This is a genomic window from Hydrogenophaga sp. GW101-3F08 (genome assembly GCF_059424585.1).
Genome location: NZ_JBWKZP010000007.1, coordinates 39,436 through 57,262 on the forward strand (window position 1 = coordinate 39,436; position 17,827 = coordinate 57,262).

Here is a 17,827-nt window from a genome sequence, read left to right on the forward strand (position 1 = left end):
AACCTGCCGGTACGAGTCCACCCGACGGCGCTCTGACGAATCCCTTGTCATGAATCGGGCTGCCCATCTCACGGAACGATTGCCCTTGCGCTGGCTGCGGGCCGTGTCTGCCGTGGCCCAGACCGGCAGTGCCACCCGCGCGGCTGAGCCGCTTTTCCGGTCGGTTTCGGCGGTATCCCGTTCGCTGCGACAGGCCGAACAGCGTCTGGGCTTGCCGTTGTTCGAGCGTGGGGCAAGGGGCATGGCCTGCACGCCGGCCGGTCGGGTGCTTGCCCTCAGGACCCACCGTGCCCTGGCCCACCTGATCGCGGCACATGCCGAGATCGAGAAGCGCTGGGGTGCCGCTGGCTCCGGGTCGCGGCCATCCGCTCTCGAGCGGACGGTGACCGACGCCATGATGCTGTCGCTGGTGGCGGTGTCGGGCGCTTCGGGTGAGTCTGCGGCGGCGGCGCAGCTGGGTCTTTCGCAGTCGGCCATACACCAAAACCTCCAGGCGTTGCAGCGCATGGTCGCGACGCCGTTGTTCAGGCGATCGGCACAGGGCACGCGACTGACGGAGGCCGGCGACTGCCTGGTGCGCCACGTGAAGCTCGCACTGGGCGAGCTGCGCATCGCCCACGAGGAGGTGGCCACCTTCCTTGGTCAGCCGCGGGGTGAACTGGTCGTGGGGGCCTTGCCCATGGCCAGCACGGCCTTGGTTCCGCAGGCCTTGTCCCGTCTGCTGCGGACCCAGCCGGGGGTGCTGGCCACCGTGGTGGATGGCACCTACGAGACGCTGTTGCGGCTGTTGCGACAAGGCGATGTGGATCTGATGGTCGGCCCGCTGCGCGGTGAGCAGTCGCCCGGCGACATGGTCGAGCACGAGCTTTTCGTGGACTCTCTGGTCGCGGTGGTCCGGCGGGGTCATCCCTGTGCGCTCGCGGATCGGCGCTTGCAGCTGGGGGCCCTGCGGACGGCGACCTGGGTGGCTCCCCTGCCTGGGACGCCGGCGCGACGGGCCTTCGATGGCGTGTTCGCGGCGGTGGGCTGGTTGCCCCGTGTCTGCCTGCAGGCCAACAGCCCTTCGGTCGTGCGGGCGATGCTGCTGATGGGGGACGTCGTGGCCCTGTTGTCTCCCCAGCAGATCAAGACGGACGTGGACTCCGGTTTGCTCGAAGTGCTCCCCCTGGTGTTGAGGGGCACCGAACGCCGGATCGGCATCACGCTGCGCCGCGACGGCCTGCCGTCCCTCGCATGCCAGGGGCTGCAGGCGGCGTTGCAGGCGGTGGGTCGCTCCTGGACGGGTATTGAAACCACGGGTGTGCCGGATCGCTAGGGTTTGTCCCATGGCCGTATAAGTCAAACGCGAAGGTTCGAGCCCATTGAGCGTTGGTCCGGAGGGGCCGTGGTGGAGACACTTCTGGCAACCTCATCCGCATCCCATTCTCGCCAACGGAGTTTTCATGTCAGACCCGGTTTTCGGCACGCACCGCCGCACGTTCATCACCGTTGCCCTGGCTTCAGCCGCGTGGCCCTGGGCCCAGGCGCAGATGCCCAAGACCATCCGGCTGATCGTTCCCTTCCCTCCGGGGGGCTCCACCGACATCCTGGCCCGTGCCATCGCTCCCAAGCTCGCTCTCGCACTGGGTGCCACCGTGGTGGTCGACAACCGGGGCGGTGCCGGGGGATCCATCGGAGCGGGCGAGGCGGCCAAAGCTGCACCCGATGGCAGCGTGCTTCTCATGGGGCACATCGGCACCTTGGCGGTCAACCCGTCCATTTATCCCCGGTTGAGCTATGACCCCGTCAAGAGCTTCACGCCCGTGGCCTGGGTAGCCCGCGTGCCCAACGTATTGGTGGTGGGTGCCGACTCCCCGATCCAGAACTTCAAGCAGTTGATCGATGCCGCACGGGCACGACCGGGTGGACTGACGCACTCGTCCGGCGGGAACGGAAGTGCTGCGCACATCACGTTCGAATACCTCAAGCAAAAGACGAAAACCTTCATGTTGCACATTCCCTACCGGGGGACCGGGCCGTCGGTGGTGGACGTGATCGGAGGGCGGGTGGATGCCACCTTCACCGGCTCGCCCGCCGTCATCCCGCACATCAAGGACGGGAGGCTGCGCGCGCTGGCCGTGTCCAGTCCGCAGCGTCTGCCCTCTCTGCCCGACGTTCCCACCGTTGCCGAGAGCGGATATACCGGATTTGAGGCCGACCAGTGGTACGGCATCGTGGCGCCTGCGGGCATGTCACCGGCATTGGTCTCCCTGCTCAATACCGAGATCAACAAGGCGTTGGCGCTGCCCGATGTGGCGCAACAACTCGCCACCGAAGGCGCCACGCCCACGCCCACCACCCCGAAAGCGTTTGGAGAACTGATCGTGCGGGAAATACCGCGCTGGGCCGAAGTGGTCAGGATCAGCAACATGAAAGCGCCCTAGGGTGCGACACCCCCATAGCGCTTCGCACGCCCTTTGAGCCGCTGAAGGCGCCGTCTCGACGGTGTTGCTCAGGCCTTGAAGCCGGGCATGTCCCGGTTTGATCCAGATCAATCTACGGGCAATTCCACGCCGCACAAGGGGGGTGCAAGGGCGTGGTTTGACGATCCTCAAACGCCCGCATGCCCCGCTCTTCTGTAATCCCAACCGGGAATGTTCCCGTGTCGAGGACTGAGAGATGAGCATGAAAAAACACATCATCGCGATTGCCGCTGTAACGTTGTTGGCATCGGGCGCCACCATGGCGCAGGATTTCAAAGAAGGCTCGCTGCTGGTGCGTGCCCGCGCCGTGCACCTGGACAGCGCCAACAAGGACACCACCGGTCTGGGCCTGGAAATCAACAACAAGTGGCTGCCCGAGGTGGACTTCACCTATTTCCTCAGCCCGAACCTCGCGGCCGAGCTGATCCTGACCGTGCCCCAGAAACACACCATGACCGCCGGCGGGGCCAACATCGGCTCGCTGCGCCACCTGCCGCCCACGCTGACGGTGCAGTACCACTTTGACCTCGGCGGGGTGAAACCCTATGTGGGCGCCGGCCTGAACTACACCCGTTTCAGCTCGGTGAATCTGCTGGGCGGCGCCGCCGACGTCAAACGCAACAGCTTCGGCCCGGCCCTGCAGGTCGGTGTGGACGTGCCGCTGACGGGCAACATGTACCTGAACTTTGACGTGAAGAAGGTCTTCATCAAGACCGACGTGCTCGCGGGCGGCGTCAAGGCCGGCACCTTCAAGGTGGACCCGCTGCTGGTCGGCATGGGCCTGGGCTGGCGCTTCTAAGAAAAAGCGTTTTTGGTTTTTGTGAGGGGTTGTGGCCCGGGGCGCCAAGGTGCTCCGGGTCTTTTTTTCGCGCGTCCCGGCCCGATGGCGCCGTTGTGCGCTCAGACCATCCGGGTCAATCCCAGCGTGAACAGCACGCCATCGGCCACGTTGCGCGCCTGCACCGTACCGCCCATCTTGCCCATGTAGGTCTTGACCACGAACAGGCCCTGGCCGCGGTGGCCGTCGGTGGGCGGCAGGTCGGACACGCCGTAGTCAAAAATCCGCGGCAGCAGCGCCGCGTCGATCGCAGGCCCCTGGTTGTGCACCGCGATCCAGGCGTGCTGCGGGTCGGCCGTCAGCGACAGCGTGATGGCCGTGTCCGGTGTGCGGCAGCGCTGGGCGTTGCTCAGCAGGTGCGTGACCACGTCTTCCAGCGCGAAGCCATCGGCCCGCACCTGCAGGCCCGCCAGCGCGGGGTCGTCCGCGTCCAGGTAGCGCACGCCGTCGATGCCGGAGAAGTGCGCGTTGTCGGCGATCTGCCGCAGGAAGGCGTGGATGTCCAGCCGTTCGCTGGCCATGTCGGCGGCGACGATCGCCTCGCTCGGGGAGGCGTGGCCGTACAACACCTTGACGGCCTGCTGCATGCGCTGCACATAGCGGTGGCTCGGGTCCTCGGGCCGGCCGTGCAGCACCATCAGCGACTGCAGCGGCGACATGATCTCGTGGCCCACGGCGTGCCACATGTCCAGTTCCTGCTGGGCGCGCTGGTGCTCGCGCGAGATGTCGTTCTTCACCCGCTGCAGCAGGTCGGACAGGCCCCCGGCCAGGATGCCGAGCTCGTCGCTGCCGCGCAGGTCGCTCACGTCCAGATCGGCCAGCCGGTTTTCCGGCAGCGGCGCCTGCACGTTGTACGACACCGCCGCGGCGCGCCGCGTGAGCTGGGTCACGCGGCGGATGAGCCCGATCTCGATCAGCAGCCAGGCCAGCACGATCGCGCCCAGCATGGCGCCGACCAACCAGAGCAGGCGCGTGGCGACGATGCTGATGCGGCGCTCCACCGTGCGCACGTCGCCCGTCAGCGTGATCTCGAAGCGGCCCACCGGCGTGGCCACGGTGTCCACCGCCTGGAGCAGCGGCACCCGGGTGTCCACCGGCAGCAGGCCCACGATGTGGCGCACCCAGGGCGATTCGCGTTCGCCCGGGTCGGCGCTGCCGTGCAGGGTCTGCGTGGCGGGGGCGCGTGTGAGGCCGGGCGCGAGGGAACTGGCCATGCGCTGGATCTGCAGGCTCTCGCCCGGCAGCAGGGACTGCGCCAGCTCGGCCAGCGCGGACGGCTCGGCCTGGCGCGGCGCGGCGGTGTCGAGCAACTGCGCCGACGCGGGCCCCACGATCCGCAGCCCGACGCGGATGTCGGCGAGATCGGCGGGCGGCCAGACCACCCGGGCCGGCGGCAGATTCGCCACGCGCAGGGCGTCCGAGGGCAGGCGGATGGAATAGAAGGCGCGGCGCGGGCAGTCGGGCTGCGCCTGGCCTTCGTCGGCGCAGTCCGGGCTTTGCCAGACCCAGCCGCGGAAGTCCCGCACCGGGCGGGTCTTGCGTTGCAGCGTGTCGGGCTCGGCACCGGCCGCGGGTGCCCGAAAGCCGGCCCAACGCCCCACCAGCGGCGCCTGCGGCTGGCCGGTGGCGGCGCTGGCCACCAGCTCCAGCGGTGCGATCCAGCGCGTGGTCTGGCCGCGTAGCGTCAGGTGCACCCGGGCGCGGTGAACCTCCTGCAGCTCCAGCTGCCCCCGCTGGCGGCCCACCAATGGCGGGCTGACGAAGCTGCCAGCGAGGTAGACGAAACCGCCCGCGTAGGGATTGCTGCCGATCGCCGCGCAAGCGCTGGAGCCGTCCTGGAACAACACGGCGCAGCCCGAGCTCTCCAGCGCCTGCTGGGCCTTGAACGGGTCGTCGAAGTCGAGCGCGCCAAAGGGCAGCAGCAACGGCGAGAGCTCGGCGCCCTGGCCGGGCGCGGCCGGTTCGTGCTGCGGGTTGAGCAGGGCGAGCTGACCGGCCGGGTGGCGCAGGCGCGCGAGGATCTCCGACTGGGTCTTGCGAAAGCTGTTCTGGTAGTTGAGGTAGCTGCGCTCTTTTTCGTGCCGCAGCACGGTCAGCGCCAGGCCCAGCGTGGCCAGCACCAGCAGCGCAAAGACGGCGCGAAAGAAGATGCGCCGCCGAAAGCCGGCCAGCCCCAGGCGCGGCACGCCGAGCTTGCCCATGCGAAAGCGGGGCAGATCGAGGCCCGGCACCTTCATGCGGGCTTTCGGCCGGGCGCGGAAACCAGGGGCGCGCGGACCCAGCGAAAGCCCCGCATCGGCACGTTCTCGATGCCCTCGAACTGCGGGTCCACCTCGCGGAACGCGTCCCGGATGGTGCTCACGTGCTTGCGCACGTTGTCGCGGTTGCGCCCGCTCTTGACCACGTCGAACAGCTCCTCGTACGACACCACCTCGCCCGCGCGCTGGTGCAGCGTGGCCAGGATGCGCTGCGCGGTCAGCGGCAGGTTGATGCGCTGGCCGCGCCAGATCGGCGTGCGCTGCCACAGCGGGTCCAGGCTCAGTTCGTCGGCGGGCGCCGCCGGTGCGGCCACCGCGGCCTGCTTGCGTGAGACGCGCAGGATGTCCAGAAAGGTCTCGATGAAATCGCGCTCTTCGAAGGTGGTCTTCTGCAGGTAGTCCCAGGCGTCCAGCGCCTTCATGATGCTGCGGTAGATGGCCGCGGGCATGGCCGAGACCACCAGCACCGGCGTGCCCTGGCGGTTCTTGTTGATCGCGTTGATCAAGGCCACGCCGGCGTGGCGCTCGTGGCCGAGTTCGATGTCAAGCACCACCAGGTCGTAGGGCACGCGGTTGATGGCGTTTTCCGCGTCGTCGCGGTTGAACCACTGGTCGATCCGGATGTCGGGCCGCGCCGACCGGATCCAGGTGGCCAGCTGTCGGCTGGTGGGTTGATCGTCCTCGATCAGGGCCACGCAAAGGGTCGGGGTGGGGCTGGACATGGTGCGCCATTATGAAATGGCCCCCAGCGCGCGGCGCGGAAGGAATCTTCCGTGGGCGAAGCAAATGCGCCGCCCGCCTGAAGCCTCTCGCCCGGCGCCCGCGTTGTAGCTTCCCGGGCCCTTGCGAAGAATCGGGTTCATCGGTTGAGCGGCGTCTGCCCCCCGATCCCCAGGAGTCTTCACCATGTCGTTTTCGCTCAAGCAACTCTCCGCCCGCCTGCGCCAGGCCTTCGCCCGGCCGGCGCCCGACGCCAGCACGGCGCCGCTGTTCGAGGACGGCGCGCCGCCGGCACAGCCCCGCCCGCCGCTGCGACTGCCGCGCCTGCCCCGGCACACCGCCCCGGTGGTGGTGGTGGCCCTGCTGCTGGTGGCGGGCGGCTACACCCTGGTGCGCCACCCGCCCGCGCTCACGATCAACCCGGGCCAGGCGGCGCTGCGCACCAACCAGCTCACCGGCCACCAGCAGGAACTGGGCGCGGGCAATGTCTGGGTGCTGCCCGGCCTGCACCGCCTGCGGGTGCTGTCGCTGCGCGACCAGAACTGGAAGTCGGCCGAGATGGCGCGTCACGACGGGCCGGCGCCGGTGCAGTCGGTGGAAGGGCTGTCGCTGGGCGTGGACGTGACGGTGCGCTTCGCGGTCAACCCGGCCCAGCTCGCGCTGGTGGCCAGCCGGCTGCAGGTGGACCCGGGCGCCGAGCTGGTGGACCCGGCCCTGCAGGGCGTGGTCTACAAGACCTTCGCGCGCTACACGGCACGGGAAATCTTCTCGACCCGGCGCACGGAGATCCAGCAGGCCATGGAAGCCGAACTCAAGCCGAAGCTGGCCGCCGAGGGCCTGATCCTGCGCAACGTGCAGGTGGGCAAGATCGACCTGCCGCCCCAGTACAGCGAGCGCATGGAAACCCTGCTGGCCGAAGAGATGGCCAGCGAAAAGATGCGCTACACGCTGGAGCTGAAAGAAAAACGCGTGAAGGAAAGCGAGCTCGAAGCCCGGGCCGAGATGGTGCAGCAGGAGTTGCAGGCCGAGGCCGCCGGCAAGGTGCAGGTGATCGCGGCCAAGGCGCAGGAAGAGGCCATGAAACACGTGCTTCCCTTCAAACAACGCCAGGTGGAACAGCGCAAGCTGGAAGCCGAGGCCGACAAGCAGTCGCGCATCCGCACCGCCGAAGGCAACGCCGAGGCGCGGCGCATCGAAGCCGACGGTGAGGCATTGGCGCGCCAGCGCCTGGCCCAGGCCGAGGCGTTCCGACTGGAGGCCGTGGGCAAGGCCAACGCCGAACAGATGGCGCGCGAAGGCAGCCTGCTGAGCCGCCATCCGCTGCTGATCCAGAAGGTCATGGCCGACAAGCTGTCGGACAAGGTGCAGGTCATCATCGCCGCGCCGCCGGCCGACGGCGGCTTCATCGGTTCGGGGCTGCTGGGCCAGTCGGGCAAGTCCGTCGCGCTGGCCCGGGGTGAGCCGGCCGATGAGGGGGAAGAAGAATGAACGCCCTCGCACACCCACCCGAGACGGCCGTGAAAACCTGTCTGCGTTATGTGGCCACGGCCGCGCTGGCCGCGGCGGCGGCCTGGCTGCTGGTGTTCGTGGCGCCCCCGGCCCACGCCGCCGAGGCACAAACACCGGCGCTGCCGCCGCAGGCGCTGATCGTGCAGGACGCCGTGGCGCTGCGCGCCGCGCCACGCGACGCCGCGACCCAGCAGGCCCGGCTGTGGCAGGGCGAACTGGTGGAGATCCGCGGCGAGCGCCTGGAGTACGTGCAGGTCTGGGACCACCAGCGCGAGCGCGGTGGCTACGTGCGGGCCAGCCAGTTGCGCCGCCTGTCGCTGGACGCGGCCCACGCCGACGAGCTGCTGGCGGTGCTGCGTTTCGTCAAGGACAGCGCGGGCAGCGAAGGCCTGGGGTTTGGCTACGGTGCGGCCTGGCTGCGGGCGGCCAGCCCGGCGCAGCTGTCGGGCCCGGTGGGGGCGGAGGTGCTCGACGCCGTGGCCGGTGCGGCGCAGCGGCTGGCGCAACGGGCCTCGGCCGCGGGCCTGTCCCGCAGCGCCCAGGAAGCGCTGCTCGGCCAGCTGGACGCGGCGGGGCGCTACGGCATCCGCTTCAACAGCCACGAGATCGGGGACCGCATGCAGATCTGTTACGACGGCGAACTGTTCACCCGCGTGCTGGCCATGCCCGCGGCCAGTGCCGAGCAACGCGCCCGTGCCGCGCTGGCCCTGACCGACCCGGCGTGCGAAGACCCCGCGCTCGGTGTGCTGCAGCGCATCCAGCGCCAGGAAGACAGCGCCCGCCTGCTGGACCAGGCCGACGCGCCGGGCCTGCCGCCGGTGTTGAAAAACCGCTTGCAGATGCGCCGCGCCAGCGTCTGGTCGGCGGTGGCTTTCGAGCGCTCGCGCCGGGCGCCGGGCGGTGCAGACGCCGCCACCGCCGCCGAGCGCGCGCTCGAGGCGCTGGCGCGGGTGGACCCGCAGGGCCTGCCCGACACCGATGCGGGCCTGATGAACGACGCGGTGATGCACGTGAACGCCTCGCGCTGGGCGGCGGTTCCCGCCAGGGCCCCGGGCAAGGGCCTGCAGCTGCGCACCAGCCCCGGCGCGCAGGCGGGGCAGACCTGCGTGAGTCTGCACGGCGGGGCGGCGGGCAGCGCGCCGCTGTTGACGCAGTGCAGCCACGGTGTGGTGTGGACGGCTTCGTTCAGCGTGAACCGCGAAGGCAACGCCGCGGCCCTGGCGGTGCAGCCGATGGCGGGCTGGCGCGAACTCTGGCTGCTGCGCAAGCAGGCCGGGGGCTGGACGCTGAGCGTGCTGCCGCCAGCGCCCACCCTGCCGGGCATTGGCTACGCCGAACTCGCGGGCTGGGTGCCGGGCGGGCGCCAGGTGCTGGTGGCGCGCGAAGCCCGGGGCGAGGGCGCGTACCAGCGCCGCTACGAAGTGCTCGATCTGGCCACGCTCGCCCCCCAGCGCCAGGCCAGCGACCCGAGCGTGCTGGGCGCTTTCCAGCGCTGGCAGATGCCGCAGTGGAAACAGCAGAGCGTGAGCCTGCGCTGAGGGCTGGGCGCTCGGGAGCGCGTGACGTGCCCGCTGCTCGGGTAAGGTCGCGGGGCTGGTTCCAATCAGCAGACAGGAAATGCCATGCCCTCCGCACCGAACCCCACCGCCTGCCGCCCGCGCCTCGCGATCGCCCTGCTGGCCACCCTGGTCGCTGCCTGCGCCGGGCCGTCGCCCGTGTCCGTGCAGGCACCCGATGAGCCGCGGCCGGGCCCGGCGGTCCGTTCCCCCGCATCGCTGGCGGACGAGCCGACAGCCGCACCGACGCCTTCGCCCGCGTCCGAAGCCCCCGGGCCTGTCAGCGCGGAGGCTCCCGCGGCGCACGCTGCGCCAGCGACGCCATCTGCCCCCGACGATTTGATCGACCAAGGGCTCGCGTCCTGGTACGGAAAGCGTTTCCACGGCCGGCGCACCGCCAGTGGCGAGCGCTACGACATGCACGCCTTCACGGCGGCCCACAAGACCCTGCCCTTCGGCACCAGGGTGCGGGTGCGCAGCGTGCGCACCGGCCAGGAAGTGGTGGTGCGCATCAACGACCGCGGGCCTTTCCGGCGCGGGCGCGTCATCGATCTCAGCCAAGCGGCGATCAACGCCCTGGGCCTGCGCCAGCGCGGGGTGACCGCGGTGGAGCTGCTGAGAGAATGAGCGCGCGGATTCGCAACAACACACTCAGGAGAGCGACAGCATGAGGATCGAAACCATCGCCGTGCACGGCGGCTACACGCCCGACCCCACCACCAAGGCCGTGGCCGTGCCGATCTACCAGACCGTGGCCTACGCCTTCGACGACACGCAGCACGGCGCCGACCTGTTCGACCTCAAGGTCGCCGGCAACATCTACAGCCGCATCATGAACCCGACCAATGGCGTGCTCGAAGCGCGCCTGGCCGCGCTCGAAGGCGGCGTGGGCGCGCTCGCCATGGCCTCGGGCATGGCGGCCATCACGGCGGCGATCCAGACCATCGCCGAAGCGGGCGACAACATCGTCTCGGCCTCCACGCTCTACGGCGGCACCTACAACCTGTTCGCCCACACCTTCCCGCAGCAGGGCATCACGGTGCGTTTCGCCGACCCGCGCGACCCGGCTGCGTTCGCCGCGCTGATCGACGAAAAGACCAAGGCGATCTATTGCGAGTCCATCGGCAACCCACTGGGCAACGTGACCGACATCGGCGCACTCGCCGCCGTGGCCCACGCCGCGGGCGTGCCGCTGATCGTGGACAACACCGTGACCAGCCCCTACCTGTGCCGCCCGTTCGAGCACGGCGCCGACATCGTGGTGCACTCGCTCACCAAGTACCTGGGCGGCCACGGCACCACCATCGGCGGCGCCATCGTCGACAGCGGCAAGTTCCCCTGGGCCCAGCACAAGGCCCGCTTCAAGCGCCTGAACGAGCCCGATGTGAGCTACCACGGCGTGGTCTACACCGAAGCGCTGGGCGCCGCCGCCTACATCGGTCGCGCCCGTGTGGTGCCGCTGCGCAACATGGGCGCGGCGCTCTCGCCCATGAACGCGTTCCAGATCCTGCAGGGCATCGAGACGCTGGCGCTGCGCATGGACCGCATCTGCGAGAACGCGGTCAAGGTCGCCACGCACCTGCAGAACCACCCCAAGGTGGCCTGGGTCCACTACGCCGGCCTGCCCGATCACCGCGACCACGCGCTGGTGCAGCGGACCATGGGCGGCAAGGCTTCCGGCATCATCAGCTTCGGCCTGAAGACCGCTGCGAAGGGCCGCCCCGAGCAAGGTCAGCCCCCTCGGGGGGCAGCGACCCGCGAAGCGGTGGAGTGTGGGGGCGTTGAAACTGGCGATGCGATCACGGCCGGCGCGCGCTTCCAGGATGCGCTGCAGCTCTTCACCCGCCTGGTCAACATCGGCGATGCCAAGTCGCTGGCCTGCCACCCGGCCACCACCACGCACCGCCAGCTCAACCCCGACGAGATGAAGAAGGCCGGTGTGAGCCCCGACATGGTCCGCCTGTCGATCGGCATCGAACACATCGACGACCTGATCGCCGATCTGGAGCAGGCGTTGGGCACGGTGTGACCCCCCTGCGCCGCGTTGCGGCTTCCCCCCAGGGGGACCACACCCTTGGACCGGCGAAGCCGGATATTCGGCGTGTGTGGGGGTGGGGCACGCGCTCCGGCTCGACCGGTGGGCGCCGGCAGCGCTGACCGTCTTGTTCAGCGCTCGTCGTAGCTGACCACCAGTTTGTCCGTGGTCGGTCGCGCCTGGCAGCTCAGCACGAAGCCTTTGTCGGTCTCCCAGGGTTCGAGCGTGAAATTCTTGTCCATGGTGACGGCGCCTTCCACCACTTTGGCGCGGCAGGTGCAGCACACGCCACCGCGGCACGACCAGGGCAGGTCCAGGCCGGCGTTGAGCGCCACGTCCAGCACGTGTTCGTCCTTGCCCATGCGCAGCTGGTGGGGTTTGCCGTCGAGCACCACGGTCAGCGCCACTTCACCTTTGGTCGGCACGGCCGGATGGCCCAGCACCGCGGCCCGGCGCTGATCGGCGGGCAGGGCTTCCAGCGTGGGCGAGGTGAAGCGCTCGGTGTGCACACGGTCGGACCGCACGCCGGCTTCCAGCAGCGCCTGTTGTGTGGCCTCGATCATGGCCTCCGGCCCGCAGATGAACACCTCGTCCATGCTGCCCACCGGCAGCAGCGCAGCGATGATGGCGCGCACCTTGTCGCCGTCGATGCGGCCTTCGAGCAGCGGCACCTCCTGCGCCTGACGCGAGAGCACGTGGATCAGCGTGAGGCGGCCGGGGTAACGGTCCTTCAGATCTTGCAGCGCTTCGTTGAACATCACACTGGCCATGCGGCGGTTGCCGTAGACGAGCGTGAATTTCGCTTCGGGCGACTCTTCGAGCGTGCTGGCCATGATGGACAGGATGGGCGTGATGCCCGAGCCGGCCGCGAAGCCCACGCGGTGGATGGCGCGCGGCTTGTGCACGGTGAAGCGGCCGTCGGGCGGCATCACTCGGAGGGTGTCCCCGGCCTGGAGGTCGGCCGCCGCCCAGTTGGAAAACACGCCCCCTTCGACCGGGCGGATGCCCAGCGTGAGTTCACCCTGTTGCGTGAGCAGGCTGCGCGGGCTGCTGATGGAGTAGCTGCGCCGCACGTCCTGCCCGGCGATGGTTGTGCGCAGTGTGAGGAACTGGCCCGGCTCGAAGGCGAAGGTCTCGCGCAGCTCGGGCGGAATGCGCAACGACACCGCCACCGATCCGGCGGCCTCGGGGTGGATGCGCGAGACGGTGAGCTCGTGGAAGCGGGGGGCGGCGTGGCTCATGGTGTCAGTACGGCTTGAAGTAATCGAAGGGTTCCAGACAGTCGAGGCAGCGGTACAAGGCTTTGCACGCGGTGGAGCCGAACGGTGAGGTTTGTGTGGTGTTGGGCGAGCCGCATTGCGGGCAGGGCACCGCGGTGTGCCGCACCGCGTAGCGGCTGAACTTCACCACCCCGGCGGGCGTGTCGGACTGGCTGCCACATTGCGGCGGCGCGATGCCATAGGCGCGCAGCTTCTCGCGCGCGCCCTCGCTCATCCAGTCGGTGGTCCAGGCGGGCGAGAGTTGCGTGATGACACGACCGGGCAGTCCTGCAGCAGTCAAGGCCGCATGGATGTCGTCTTCGATCTGGCCCATGGCCGGGCAGCCGCTGTAGGTGGGTGTGATCACCACTTCCGGCACGCCGTCTGCACCTTCACGCACGTCGCGCAGGATGCCCAGCTCGCGCAGGCTGATGACCGGAATCTCCGGGTCGGCCAGGTGCGCCAGTGCCTCGGTGATGGCCTGCAGCGAGGGGTGGGTGGCCACATCCATGGGGTTCACCAGATGGCGGTCGGGTGCGCACGCGCCAGACTCTGCATCTCGGCCAGCAGGAAGCCCAGGTGCTCCGAGTGCACGCCCACATGGCCCTGGGCCACGTAGCCCGCGTGCGGCTGGTCATGGCGCGAGAGCGTGGCCTCGGTCAGGGTGTCGTTGACGAGGGCGTTCCAGTGATCGCGCAGGGCGGCGGTGTCCACGCCGCTGCCATCGGCCGAAGCCGCCTGCTCGGCGGGCGACGGCTGCCAGAAGGCCTCGCAGTAGGGCAGCAGGTGGTCGATGGCCGCCTGCGCGCGGCGGTGGGATTCTTCGGTGCCGTCGCCGAAGCGCACCAGCCAGTCGCTCGCATGGCGCAGGTGGTAACGCACTTCCTTCAAGGACTTGGCGGCGATGGCGGCCAGCTGTGCGTCCTTCGAGGTCTGCAGGCGGTCCCACACCAGCACCATGAGCGCGCTGACGAGGAAGTTGCGTGCGATGGTCACGGCGTAGTCGCGTTCGCTCACCGCATAGCCCACCAGCGGGCCGTGGTGCGGCAGCTCCATCAGCGTGTGGCAACGGAACTCGGCGGTGTCGCGGAAGTAGGCCAGCGTGTCTTCGGTGATCAGGCCGTTCTGGCGCGCACCCTGCAGGTGCGCGAATCGCAGCGTCTCGGCCGGGTCGGCGTTGATGAAGCCGGCCGCGTGCTGGTACAGCATCCGCGCCTGGCCGATCAGGTCCAGGCTGTTGTTGGCCAGGGCCAGGTCCTCTTCGAGGATGGGGCCGTGGCCGCACCACTCGGCGTTGCGCTGGCCCAGCACCAGGGCGTTGTCGGCCAGGTGCAGCAAATACTCAATGGGAGCCCCCACGCTTCCCACTTTGTGTGGTGCGCTGCCCCCCAAGGGGGCGCTCGCTGGCTTGGAGCGGTCCTGCGCGGCGCTCGGGTCGGTCGCGGCCATCACATGTGCCCCACTTTTTCAGGGATCTCGTAAAAGGTCGGATGGCGGTAGATCTTGTCGGCCGCCGGGTCGAAGAAGCTGTCCTTGCTGTCGGGCTCGCTCGCGGTGATGGCGTTGGACGGCAGCACCCAGATGCTCACGCCTTCCTGCCGACGCGTGTACACATCGCGCGCCATCTGCAGCGCGTGTTGTGCGTCGCTGGCGTGCAGGCTGCCGCAGTGCTTGTGCTCCAGGCCCTGCTTGCTGCGGACGAACACTTCCCAGAGCGGCCATTCCTTGAGCGCGGGTGTCGATGTGGGCGCTCCCTCTCCCTTGGGGAGAGGGTTGGGGTGAGGGCTTTTGTTCATGCGGCCTCCTTCAGGTTGCGGGCTTGTTGTCTGGCGGCGTGCGCCATCGCGGCGTCGCGCACCCACTGGCCTTGTTCGTGGGCCTTCACGCGGGTTGCCAGGCGTTCCTTGTTGCAGGGGCCGTGGCCGTTGACCACCGCCCAGAATTCGTCCCAGTCGATGGGGCCGTGGTCCCAATGGCCACGCGCTTCGTTCCATTTCAGGTCGGGGTCGGGCAGGGTCACGCCCAGCACCTCGGCCTGCGGCACGGTCGCGTCGATGAACTTCTGACGCAGGTCGTCGTTGCTGATGCGCTTGATGCCCCAGCGCATGCCCTGCACGCTGTTGGGGCTGTCGGCGTCGGGCGGGCCGAACATGGCCAGGCATTTCCACCAATAGCGGTTCACCGCGTCCTGCACCATGGCCTTCTGCTCGGCCGTGCCCTGCATCATCACCAGCAGGGCCTCGTAGCCCTGGCGCTGGTGGAAGCTCTCTTCCTTGCAGACGCGGATCATGGCGCGGGCGTAGGGGCCGTAGCTGCAGCGGCACAGCGGGATCTGGTTCATGATCGCCGCGCCGTCGACCAGCCAGCCGATCACGCCGACGTCGGCCCAGTTCAGCGTGGGGTAGTTGAAGATGGAGCTGTATTTCGCTTTGCCGCTGTGCAGGCCGTCGAGCATCTGGTCGCGGCTGGTCCCCAGCGTCTCGGCGGCGGAATAGAGGTACAGGCCGTGGCCGCCTTCGTCCTGCACCTTGGCGATCAGGATGGCTTTGCGTTTCAGGCTGGGCGCGCGGCTGATCCAGTTGCCCTCGGGCAGCATGCCCACGATTTCGCTGTGGGCGTGCTGGCTGATCTGGCGCACCAGGGTCTTGCGGTAGGCCTCGGGCATCCAGTCGCGAGGCTCGATCTTGCCGTCGGCGTCGATCACGGCATCGAAATGGGTTTGCAGCGCCGCCTCTTCGGCGCCTGGCGGTGGCGCCACCGACTTCAGGCCCGGCTTGGCCTCGCTGTCCGCGACCGAAAAAGACTGGGTGTACATGGGCTTCTCCTGCTCCGGTCGGTGGGTGCGACACGGGTAGGACGGCAGTATAGATAATTAACCGACCGATCGGTTGGTTAATTATGGGGAGCGGCATCAGGGTTTTACCGAAGGTGCCGCGAGGCGACACATTCACTTACCCGACGGGCGGCATTTGCCCCTAGAGTCGCGCCTCATGATGTCTTCCCTCGTGTTTCCTGGCCCGGTGGCGCGGCGTGTGCCGGCCTGGATGGGTGTGGGGGCCGTGGGGGTGGCGCTGTTGATCGCCTGTGGCGGCGGCGATGGGGCCGACGCCCCTGAGCCCGATCAGGCCGCCAGCGGTTGGGTGCCCCTGGACGCCAGCACCAGCTGCGGCCTGCCCGACTTCCAGGCGACCCTGCTCCAGCAGATCAACGCGGCCAGGGCCCGTGCGCGCAGCTGTGGCTCGACGGCCATGCCGGCGGTGCCGCCGCTGGCCTGGGACGCGCGCCTGTTCTCAGCGGCGGCCCGCCACTCGACCGACATGGCGGGGCACAACTATTTCTCGCACACCGGGCGTGATGGCCGCAACGTCGACCAGCGCGTGCTGGCCGAGGGCTACGCCTGGACCTCGGTGGGGGAGAACATCGCCGCTGGTCCGTCATCCGTTTCGGCCGTGATGTCAGGCTGGCTGGACAGCCCCGGCCATTGCAGCAACCTCATGCGTACGGGGTATGTGCACGTGGGCGTGGCCTGCGTGCAGCGCAGTGGCAGCACCTATGGCCGCTACTGGACGATGGTGCTGGCGCGTCCTTGAAGCGCCGGCACGGCTCAGCCGCCGGTGTCCAGCGACTGGGACTTGCCCCGGCCGCGTCCCAGAATGGCCAGCAGTTGCGGCAGGGTCGCCTGCAGCGCGGCCTTGAGCGTGTGCGGTGGGTTGATGACGAACATGCCGCTGGCGGTCAGGCCGGGGCGGTCGTCCGGGCCGTGCGTCGGGTCCTGCCCGATCGCCAGCGTGGCGTGCAGCCAGGGCCGTTGCGCCTGGTTGGCCAGGGTCTTGAGTCGGCGTGGCAGGTCGTGCGCCTCCGGGCGCGGAATGATCGGGTACCAAACCAGGTAGGTGCCGGTCGGGAAGCGGCGGATGAGCTCCTGTATGCAGGCGCTCACTTTGCCGTAGTCGCTCTTGATCTCGTAGCTGGGGTCGATCAGCACCAGGGCCCGCTTGGAGCCGGTGGCCGACGGGGGCGGTGGCAGCAGCGGTTTGACGCCCTCGAATCCGTCCTGCAAGGCCACCGCGATCTGGCGGCCGGCTTCGAGCTGGCCGATGTTGGCCGACAGGGTCCGGCTGTCGGTGGGGTGCAGCTCAAACAACTTGAGCCGGTCGCGCGATTCGGTGCGCAGCAGGGAATGCATGACGAAGGGCGAACCCGGGTAGACACGCAACAGGCCCGAAGGGTTGAAGCTGGCGATCAGGTCCAGGTAGTCGTCCAGCGCCGGTGCGGCGGCCACAGGCTCGGCGCCGGCCGGGCGCAGCGCCGCCATCAGCTTGACCACGCCGTCCTTGGCCTCGCCCCCGGTTTCGGTGTAGTCGCCGTCCAGCCGGTACAGCCCGGCGCCCGCGTGGGTGTCGATCAGCGTGATGCCGGCCTCTTTCTGCATCAGATGGCGCAGCGTGGCGATCAGGGTGGTGTGCTTGAGCACGTCGGCGTGGTTGCCGGCGTGGAAGGCGTGTCGGTAACTGAACATGCACCGATGGTAGCGCCCCCGACCCTGGTGAGAGACAAAACTTGCCGCCCCGCTTGCCAGCGACAGCCGTTGTTTCGTACAATCGAGGGCTTCGCAGCGAAACGCATGGCTCCGCGACGAAGACCGCGCACCGGGCAACCGGGGTGCAAAACCCCACCTAAGAGTGTTCCGACAGAGAACAACCGACCGTGGAAAAGAGCCGCCAAACCACTTCTTTGAAAAGAAACTCATGACCAAAACGTTCAGCGCCAAACCCGCTGACGTGACGCACGAGTGGTTTGTGATTGACGCGACCGACAAGGTCCTCGGACGAGTTGCCAGTGAAGTGGCTCTCCGTTTGCGCGGCAAACACAAGGCCATTTACACGCCTCACGTCGATACCGGTGACTTCATCGTCATCATCAACGCGTCCAAGATCCGCGTCACGGGCACCAAGTCCCTCGACAAGATTTACTACCGCCACTCCGGTTACCCGGGCGGTATCTACGCCACCAACTTCCGCGACATGCAGGCCAAGCACCCCGGCCGCGCGCTCGAGAAGGCCGTCAAGGGCATGCTGCCCAAGGGCCCGCTCGGCTACGCCATGATCAAGAAGCTCAAGGTGTACGGCGGTGCTGAGCACCCGCACACCGCCCAACAGCCGCAAGTGCTGGAACTCTAAAGGAGCCTTG

The 17,827-nt window shown here is 68.8% G+C and carries 17 protein-coding genes; 9 read left to right on the forward strand and 8 right to left on the reverse strand.

All coding sequences use genetic code 11. From position 1 onward, the window contains the following. Positions 1 to 49: 49 nt before the first annotated feature. From AC07YZ_RS17425 to AC07YZ_RS17435, 3 genes are all read left to right on the forward strand, one after another. Positions 50 to 1,315, forward strand: a complete 1,266-nt coding sequence (locus AC07YZ_RS17425; protein WP_226490072.1) for a LysR family transcriptional regulator — start codon at positions 50 to 52, stop codon at positions 1,313 to 1,315. 127 nt (positions 1,316 to 1,442) lie between these two features. Next, positions 1,443 to 2,423 carry a Bug family tripartite tricarboxylate transporter substrate binding protein gene (locus tag AC07YZ_RS17430; RefSeq protein WP_226490071.1) on the forward strand — a complete coding sequence of 327 codons (981 nt, stop codon included), beginning with the start codon at positions 1,443 to 1,445 and terminating at the stop codon, positions 2,421 to 2,423. A 241-nt stretch (positions 2,424 to 2,664) separates the two neighbouring features. Beyond that, complete coding sequence (locus AC07YZ_RS17435) at positions 2,665 to 3,261, forward strand: OmpW/AlkL family protein (protein WP_494795649.1); 597 nt, start codon at positions 2,665 to 2,667, stop codon at positions 3,259 to 3,261. A gap of 101 nt (positions 3,262 to 3,362) precedes the next feature. Here AC07YZ_RS17435 and AC07YZ_RS17440 read toward each other — a convergent pair whose 3' ends face one another. Both AC07YZ_RS17440 and AC07YZ_RS17445 read right to left on the reverse strand, forming a co-directional pair. Continuing rightward, positions 3,363 to 5,537, reverse strand: coding sequence for a sensor histidine kinase (locus tag AC07YZ_RS17440; protein WP_494795650.1), 2,175 nt, complete (start codon positions 5,535 to 5,537; stop codon positions 3,363 to 3,365). Further along, on the reverse strand, positions 5,534 to 6,280 hold the full coding sequence (locus AC07YZ_RS17445; protein ID WP_494795651.1) for a response regulator transcription factor: 747 nt from the start codon (positions 6,278 to 6,280) through the stop codon (positions 5,534 to 5,536). The genes AC07YZ_RS17440 and AC07YZ_RS17445 overlap by 4 nt, the downstream gene beginning before the upstream one ends. Before the next feature lie 184 nt (positions 6,281 to 6,464). Between AC07YZ_RS17445 and AC07YZ_RS17450 the strand changes: the two genes are divergently transcribed. The 4 genes from AC07YZ_RS17450 to AC07YZ_RS17465 all read left to right on the forward strand — a co-directional run bounded on the left by AC07YZ_RS17450 (position 6,465) and on the right by AC07YZ_RS17465 (position 11,372). Further along, the gene (locus tag AC07YZ_RS17450) at positions 6,465 to 7,766 is read left to right on the forward strand and encodes an SPFH domain-containing protein (protein WP_494795652.1); all 1,302 of its coding nucleotides are present in this window, start codon (positions 6,465 to 6,467) and stop codon (positions 7,764 to 7,766) included. Further along, positions 7,763 to 9,325: a hypothetical protein gene (locus tag AC07YZ_RS17455; protein ID WP_494795653.1), complete on the forward strand. Its 1,563-nt coding sequence runs from the start codon at positions 7,763 to 7,765 to the stop codon at positions 9,323 to 9,325. Before AC07YZ_RS17450 ends, AC07YZ_RS17455 begins: the two co-directional genes overlap by 4 nt. Positions 9,326 to 9,409: 84 nt before the next feature. Next, positions 9,410 to 9,970, forward strand: a complete 561-nt coding sequence (locus tag AC07YZ_RS17460; protein WP_494795654.1) for a septal ring lytic transglycosylase RlpA family protein — start codon at positions 9,410 to 9,412, stop codon at positions 9,968 to 9,970. 40 nt (positions 9,971 to 10,010) lie between these two features. Beyond that, positions 10,011 to 11,372: an O-acetylhomoserine aminocarboxypropyltransferase/cysteine synthase family protein gene (locus AC07YZ_RS17465; protein WP_494795655.1), complete on the forward strand. Its 1,362-nt coding sequence runs from the start codon at positions 10,011 to 10,013 to the stop codon at positions 11,370 to 11,372. 137 nt (positions 11,373 to 11,509) lie between these two features. Here AC07YZ_RS17465 and AC07YZ_RS17470 read toward each other — a convergent pair whose 3' ends face one another. From AC07YZ_RS17470 to paaA, 5 genes are all read right to left on the reverse strand, one after another. After that, positions 11,510 to 12,619 carry a 2Fe-2S iron-sulfur cluster-binding protein gene (locus AC07YZ_RS17470; RefSeq protein ID WP_494795656.1) on the reverse strand — a complete coding sequence of 370 codons (1,110 nt, stop codon included), beginning with the start codon at positions 12,617 to 12,619 and terminating at the stop codon, positions 11,510 to 11,512. A gap of 4 nt (positions 12,620 to 12,623) precedes the next feature. Continuing rightward, positions 12,624 to 13,148: a 1,2-phenylacetyl-CoA epoxidase subunit PaaD gene (gene paaD, locus AC07YZ_RS17475; RefSeq protein ID WP_494795657.1), complete on the reverse strand. Its 525-nt coding sequence runs from the start codon at positions 13,146 to 13,148 to the stop codon at positions 12,624 to 12,626. 5 nt (positions 13,149 to 13,153) lie between these two features. Continuing rightward, on the reverse strand, positions 13,154 to 13,996 hold the full coding sequence (paaC, locus tag AC07YZ_RS17480) for a 1,2-phenylacetyl-CoA epoxidase subunit PaaC (RefSeq protein WP_494795658.1): 843 nt from the start codon (positions 13,994 to 13,996) through the stop codon (positions 13,154 to 13,156). Between the two features lie 89 nt (positions 13,997 to 14,085). Next, on the reverse strand, positions 14,086 to 14,433 hold the full coding sequence (paaB, locus tag AC07YZ_RS17485) for a 1,2-phenylacetyl-CoA epoxidase subunit PaaB (RefSeq protein ID WP_226490060.1): 348 nt from the start codon (positions 14,431 to 14,433) through the stop codon (positions 14,086 to 14,088). Continuing rightward, the gene (gene paaA, locus AC07YZ_RS17490) at positions 14,430 to 15,452 is read right to left on the reverse strand and encodes a 1,2-phenylacetyl-CoA epoxidase subunit PaaA (protein WP_494795659.1); all 1,023 of its coding nucleotides are present in this window, start codon (positions 15,450 to 15,452) and stop codon (positions 14,430 to 14,432) included. Before paaA ends, paaB begins: the two co-directional genes overlap by 4 nt. A gap of 175 nt (positions 15,453 to 15,627) precedes the next feature. Between paaA and AC07YZ_RS17495 the strand changes: the two genes are divergently transcribed. Then, on the forward strand, positions 15,628 to 16,227 hold the full coding sequence (locus AC07YZ_RS17495; RefSeq protein ID WP_494795660.1) for a CAP domain-containing protein: 600 nt from the start codon (positions 15,628 to 15,630) through the stop codon (positions 16,225 to 16,227). Between the two features lie 14 nt (positions 16,228 to 16,241). Here the strand turns inward: AC07YZ_RS17495 and AC07YZ_RS17500 are convergent, their stop codons facing one another. After that, on the reverse strand, positions 16,242 to 17,156 hold the full coding sequence (locus AC07YZ_RS17500; protein ID WP_494795661.1) for a 23S rRNA (adenine(2030)-N(6))-methyltransferase RlmJ: 915 nt from the start codon (positions 17,154 to 17,156) through the stop codon (positions 16,242 to 16,244). Positions 17,157 to 17,385: 229 nt separating this feature from the next. Here AC07YZ_RS17500 and rplM point away from each other — a divergent pair, with 229 nt between their 5' ends. Further along, positions 17,386 to 17,817 carry a 50S ribosomal protein L13 gene (rplM, locus tag AC07YZ_RS17505; protein ID WP_068171060.1) on the forward strand — a complete coding sequence of 144 codons (432 nt, stop codon included), beginning with the start codon at positions 17,386 to 17,388 and terminating at the stop codon, positions 17,815 to 17,817. Positions 17,818 to 17,827 lie beyond the last annotated feature (10 nt).

Bases quoted from the DNA above. Each gene is read 5' to 3' on its own strand.
- AC07YZ_RS17425 (WP_226490072.1), top strand. From the start codon at position 50: ATGAATCGGGCTGCCCATCTCACGGAACGATTGCCCTTGCGCTGGCTG.
- AC07YZ_RS17495 (WP_494795660.1), top strand. From the start codon at position 15,628: ATGATGTCTTCCCTCGTGTTTCCTGGCCCGGTGGCGCGGCGTGTGCCG.
- paaA (WP_494795659.1), bottom strand. From the start codon at position 15,452: ATGTACACCCAGTCTTTTTCGGTCGCGGACAGCGAGGCCAAGCCGGGC.
- AC07YZ_RS17430 (WP_226490071.1), top strand. From the start codon at position 1,443: ATGTCAGACCCGGTTTTCGGCACGCACCGCCGCACGTTCATCACCGTT.
- rplM (WP_068171060.1), top strand. From the start codon at position 17,386: ATGACCAAAACGTTCAGCGCCAAACCCGCTGACGTGACGCACGAGTGG.
- AC07YZ_RS17445 (WP_494795651.1), bottom strand. From the start codon at position 6,280: ATGTCCAGCCCCACCCCGACCCTTTGCGTGGCCCTGATCGAGGACGAT.
- paaD (WP_494795657.1), bottom strand. From the start codon at position 13,148: ATGGATGTGGCCACCCACCCCTCGCTGCAGGCCATCACCGAGGCACTG.
- AC07YZ_RS17450 (WP_494795652.1), top strand. From the start codon at position 6,465: ATGTCGTTTTCGCTCAAGCAACTCTCCGCCCGCCTGCGCCAGGCCTTC.
- AC07YZ_RS17455 (WP_494795653.1), top strand. From the start codon at position 7,763: ATGAACGCCCTCGCACACCCACCCGAGACGGCCGTGAAAACCTGTCTG.
- AC07YZ_RS17470 (WP_494795656.1), bottom strand. From the start codon at position 12,619: ATGAGCCACGCCGCCCCCCGCTTCCACGAGCTCACCGTCTCGCGCATC.
- AC07YZ_RS17440 (WP_494795650.1), bottom strand. From the start codon at position 5,537: ATGAAGGTGCCGGGCCTCGATCTGCCCCGCTTTCGCATGGGCAAGCTC.
- AC07YZ_RS17465 (WP_494795655.1), top strand. From the start codon at position 10,011: ATGAGGATCGAAACCATCGCCGTGCACGGCGGCTACACGCCCGACCCC.
- paaB (WP_226490060.1), bottom strand. From the start codon at position 14,433: ATGAACAAAAGCCCTCACCCCAACCCTCTCCCCAAGGGAGAGGGAGCG.
- AC07YZ_RS17435 (WP_494795649.1), top strand. From the start codon at position 2,665: ATGAAAAAACACATCATCGCGATTGCCGCTGTAACGTTGTTGGCATCG.
- AC07YZ_RS17500 (WP_494795661.1), bottom strand. From the start codon at position 17,156: ATGTTCAGTTACCGACACGCCTTCCACGCCGGCAACCACGCCGACGTG.
- AC07YZ_RS17460 (WP_494795654.1), top strand. From the start codon at position 9,410: ATGCCCTCCGCACCGAACCCCACCGCCTGCCGCCCGCGCCTCGCGATC.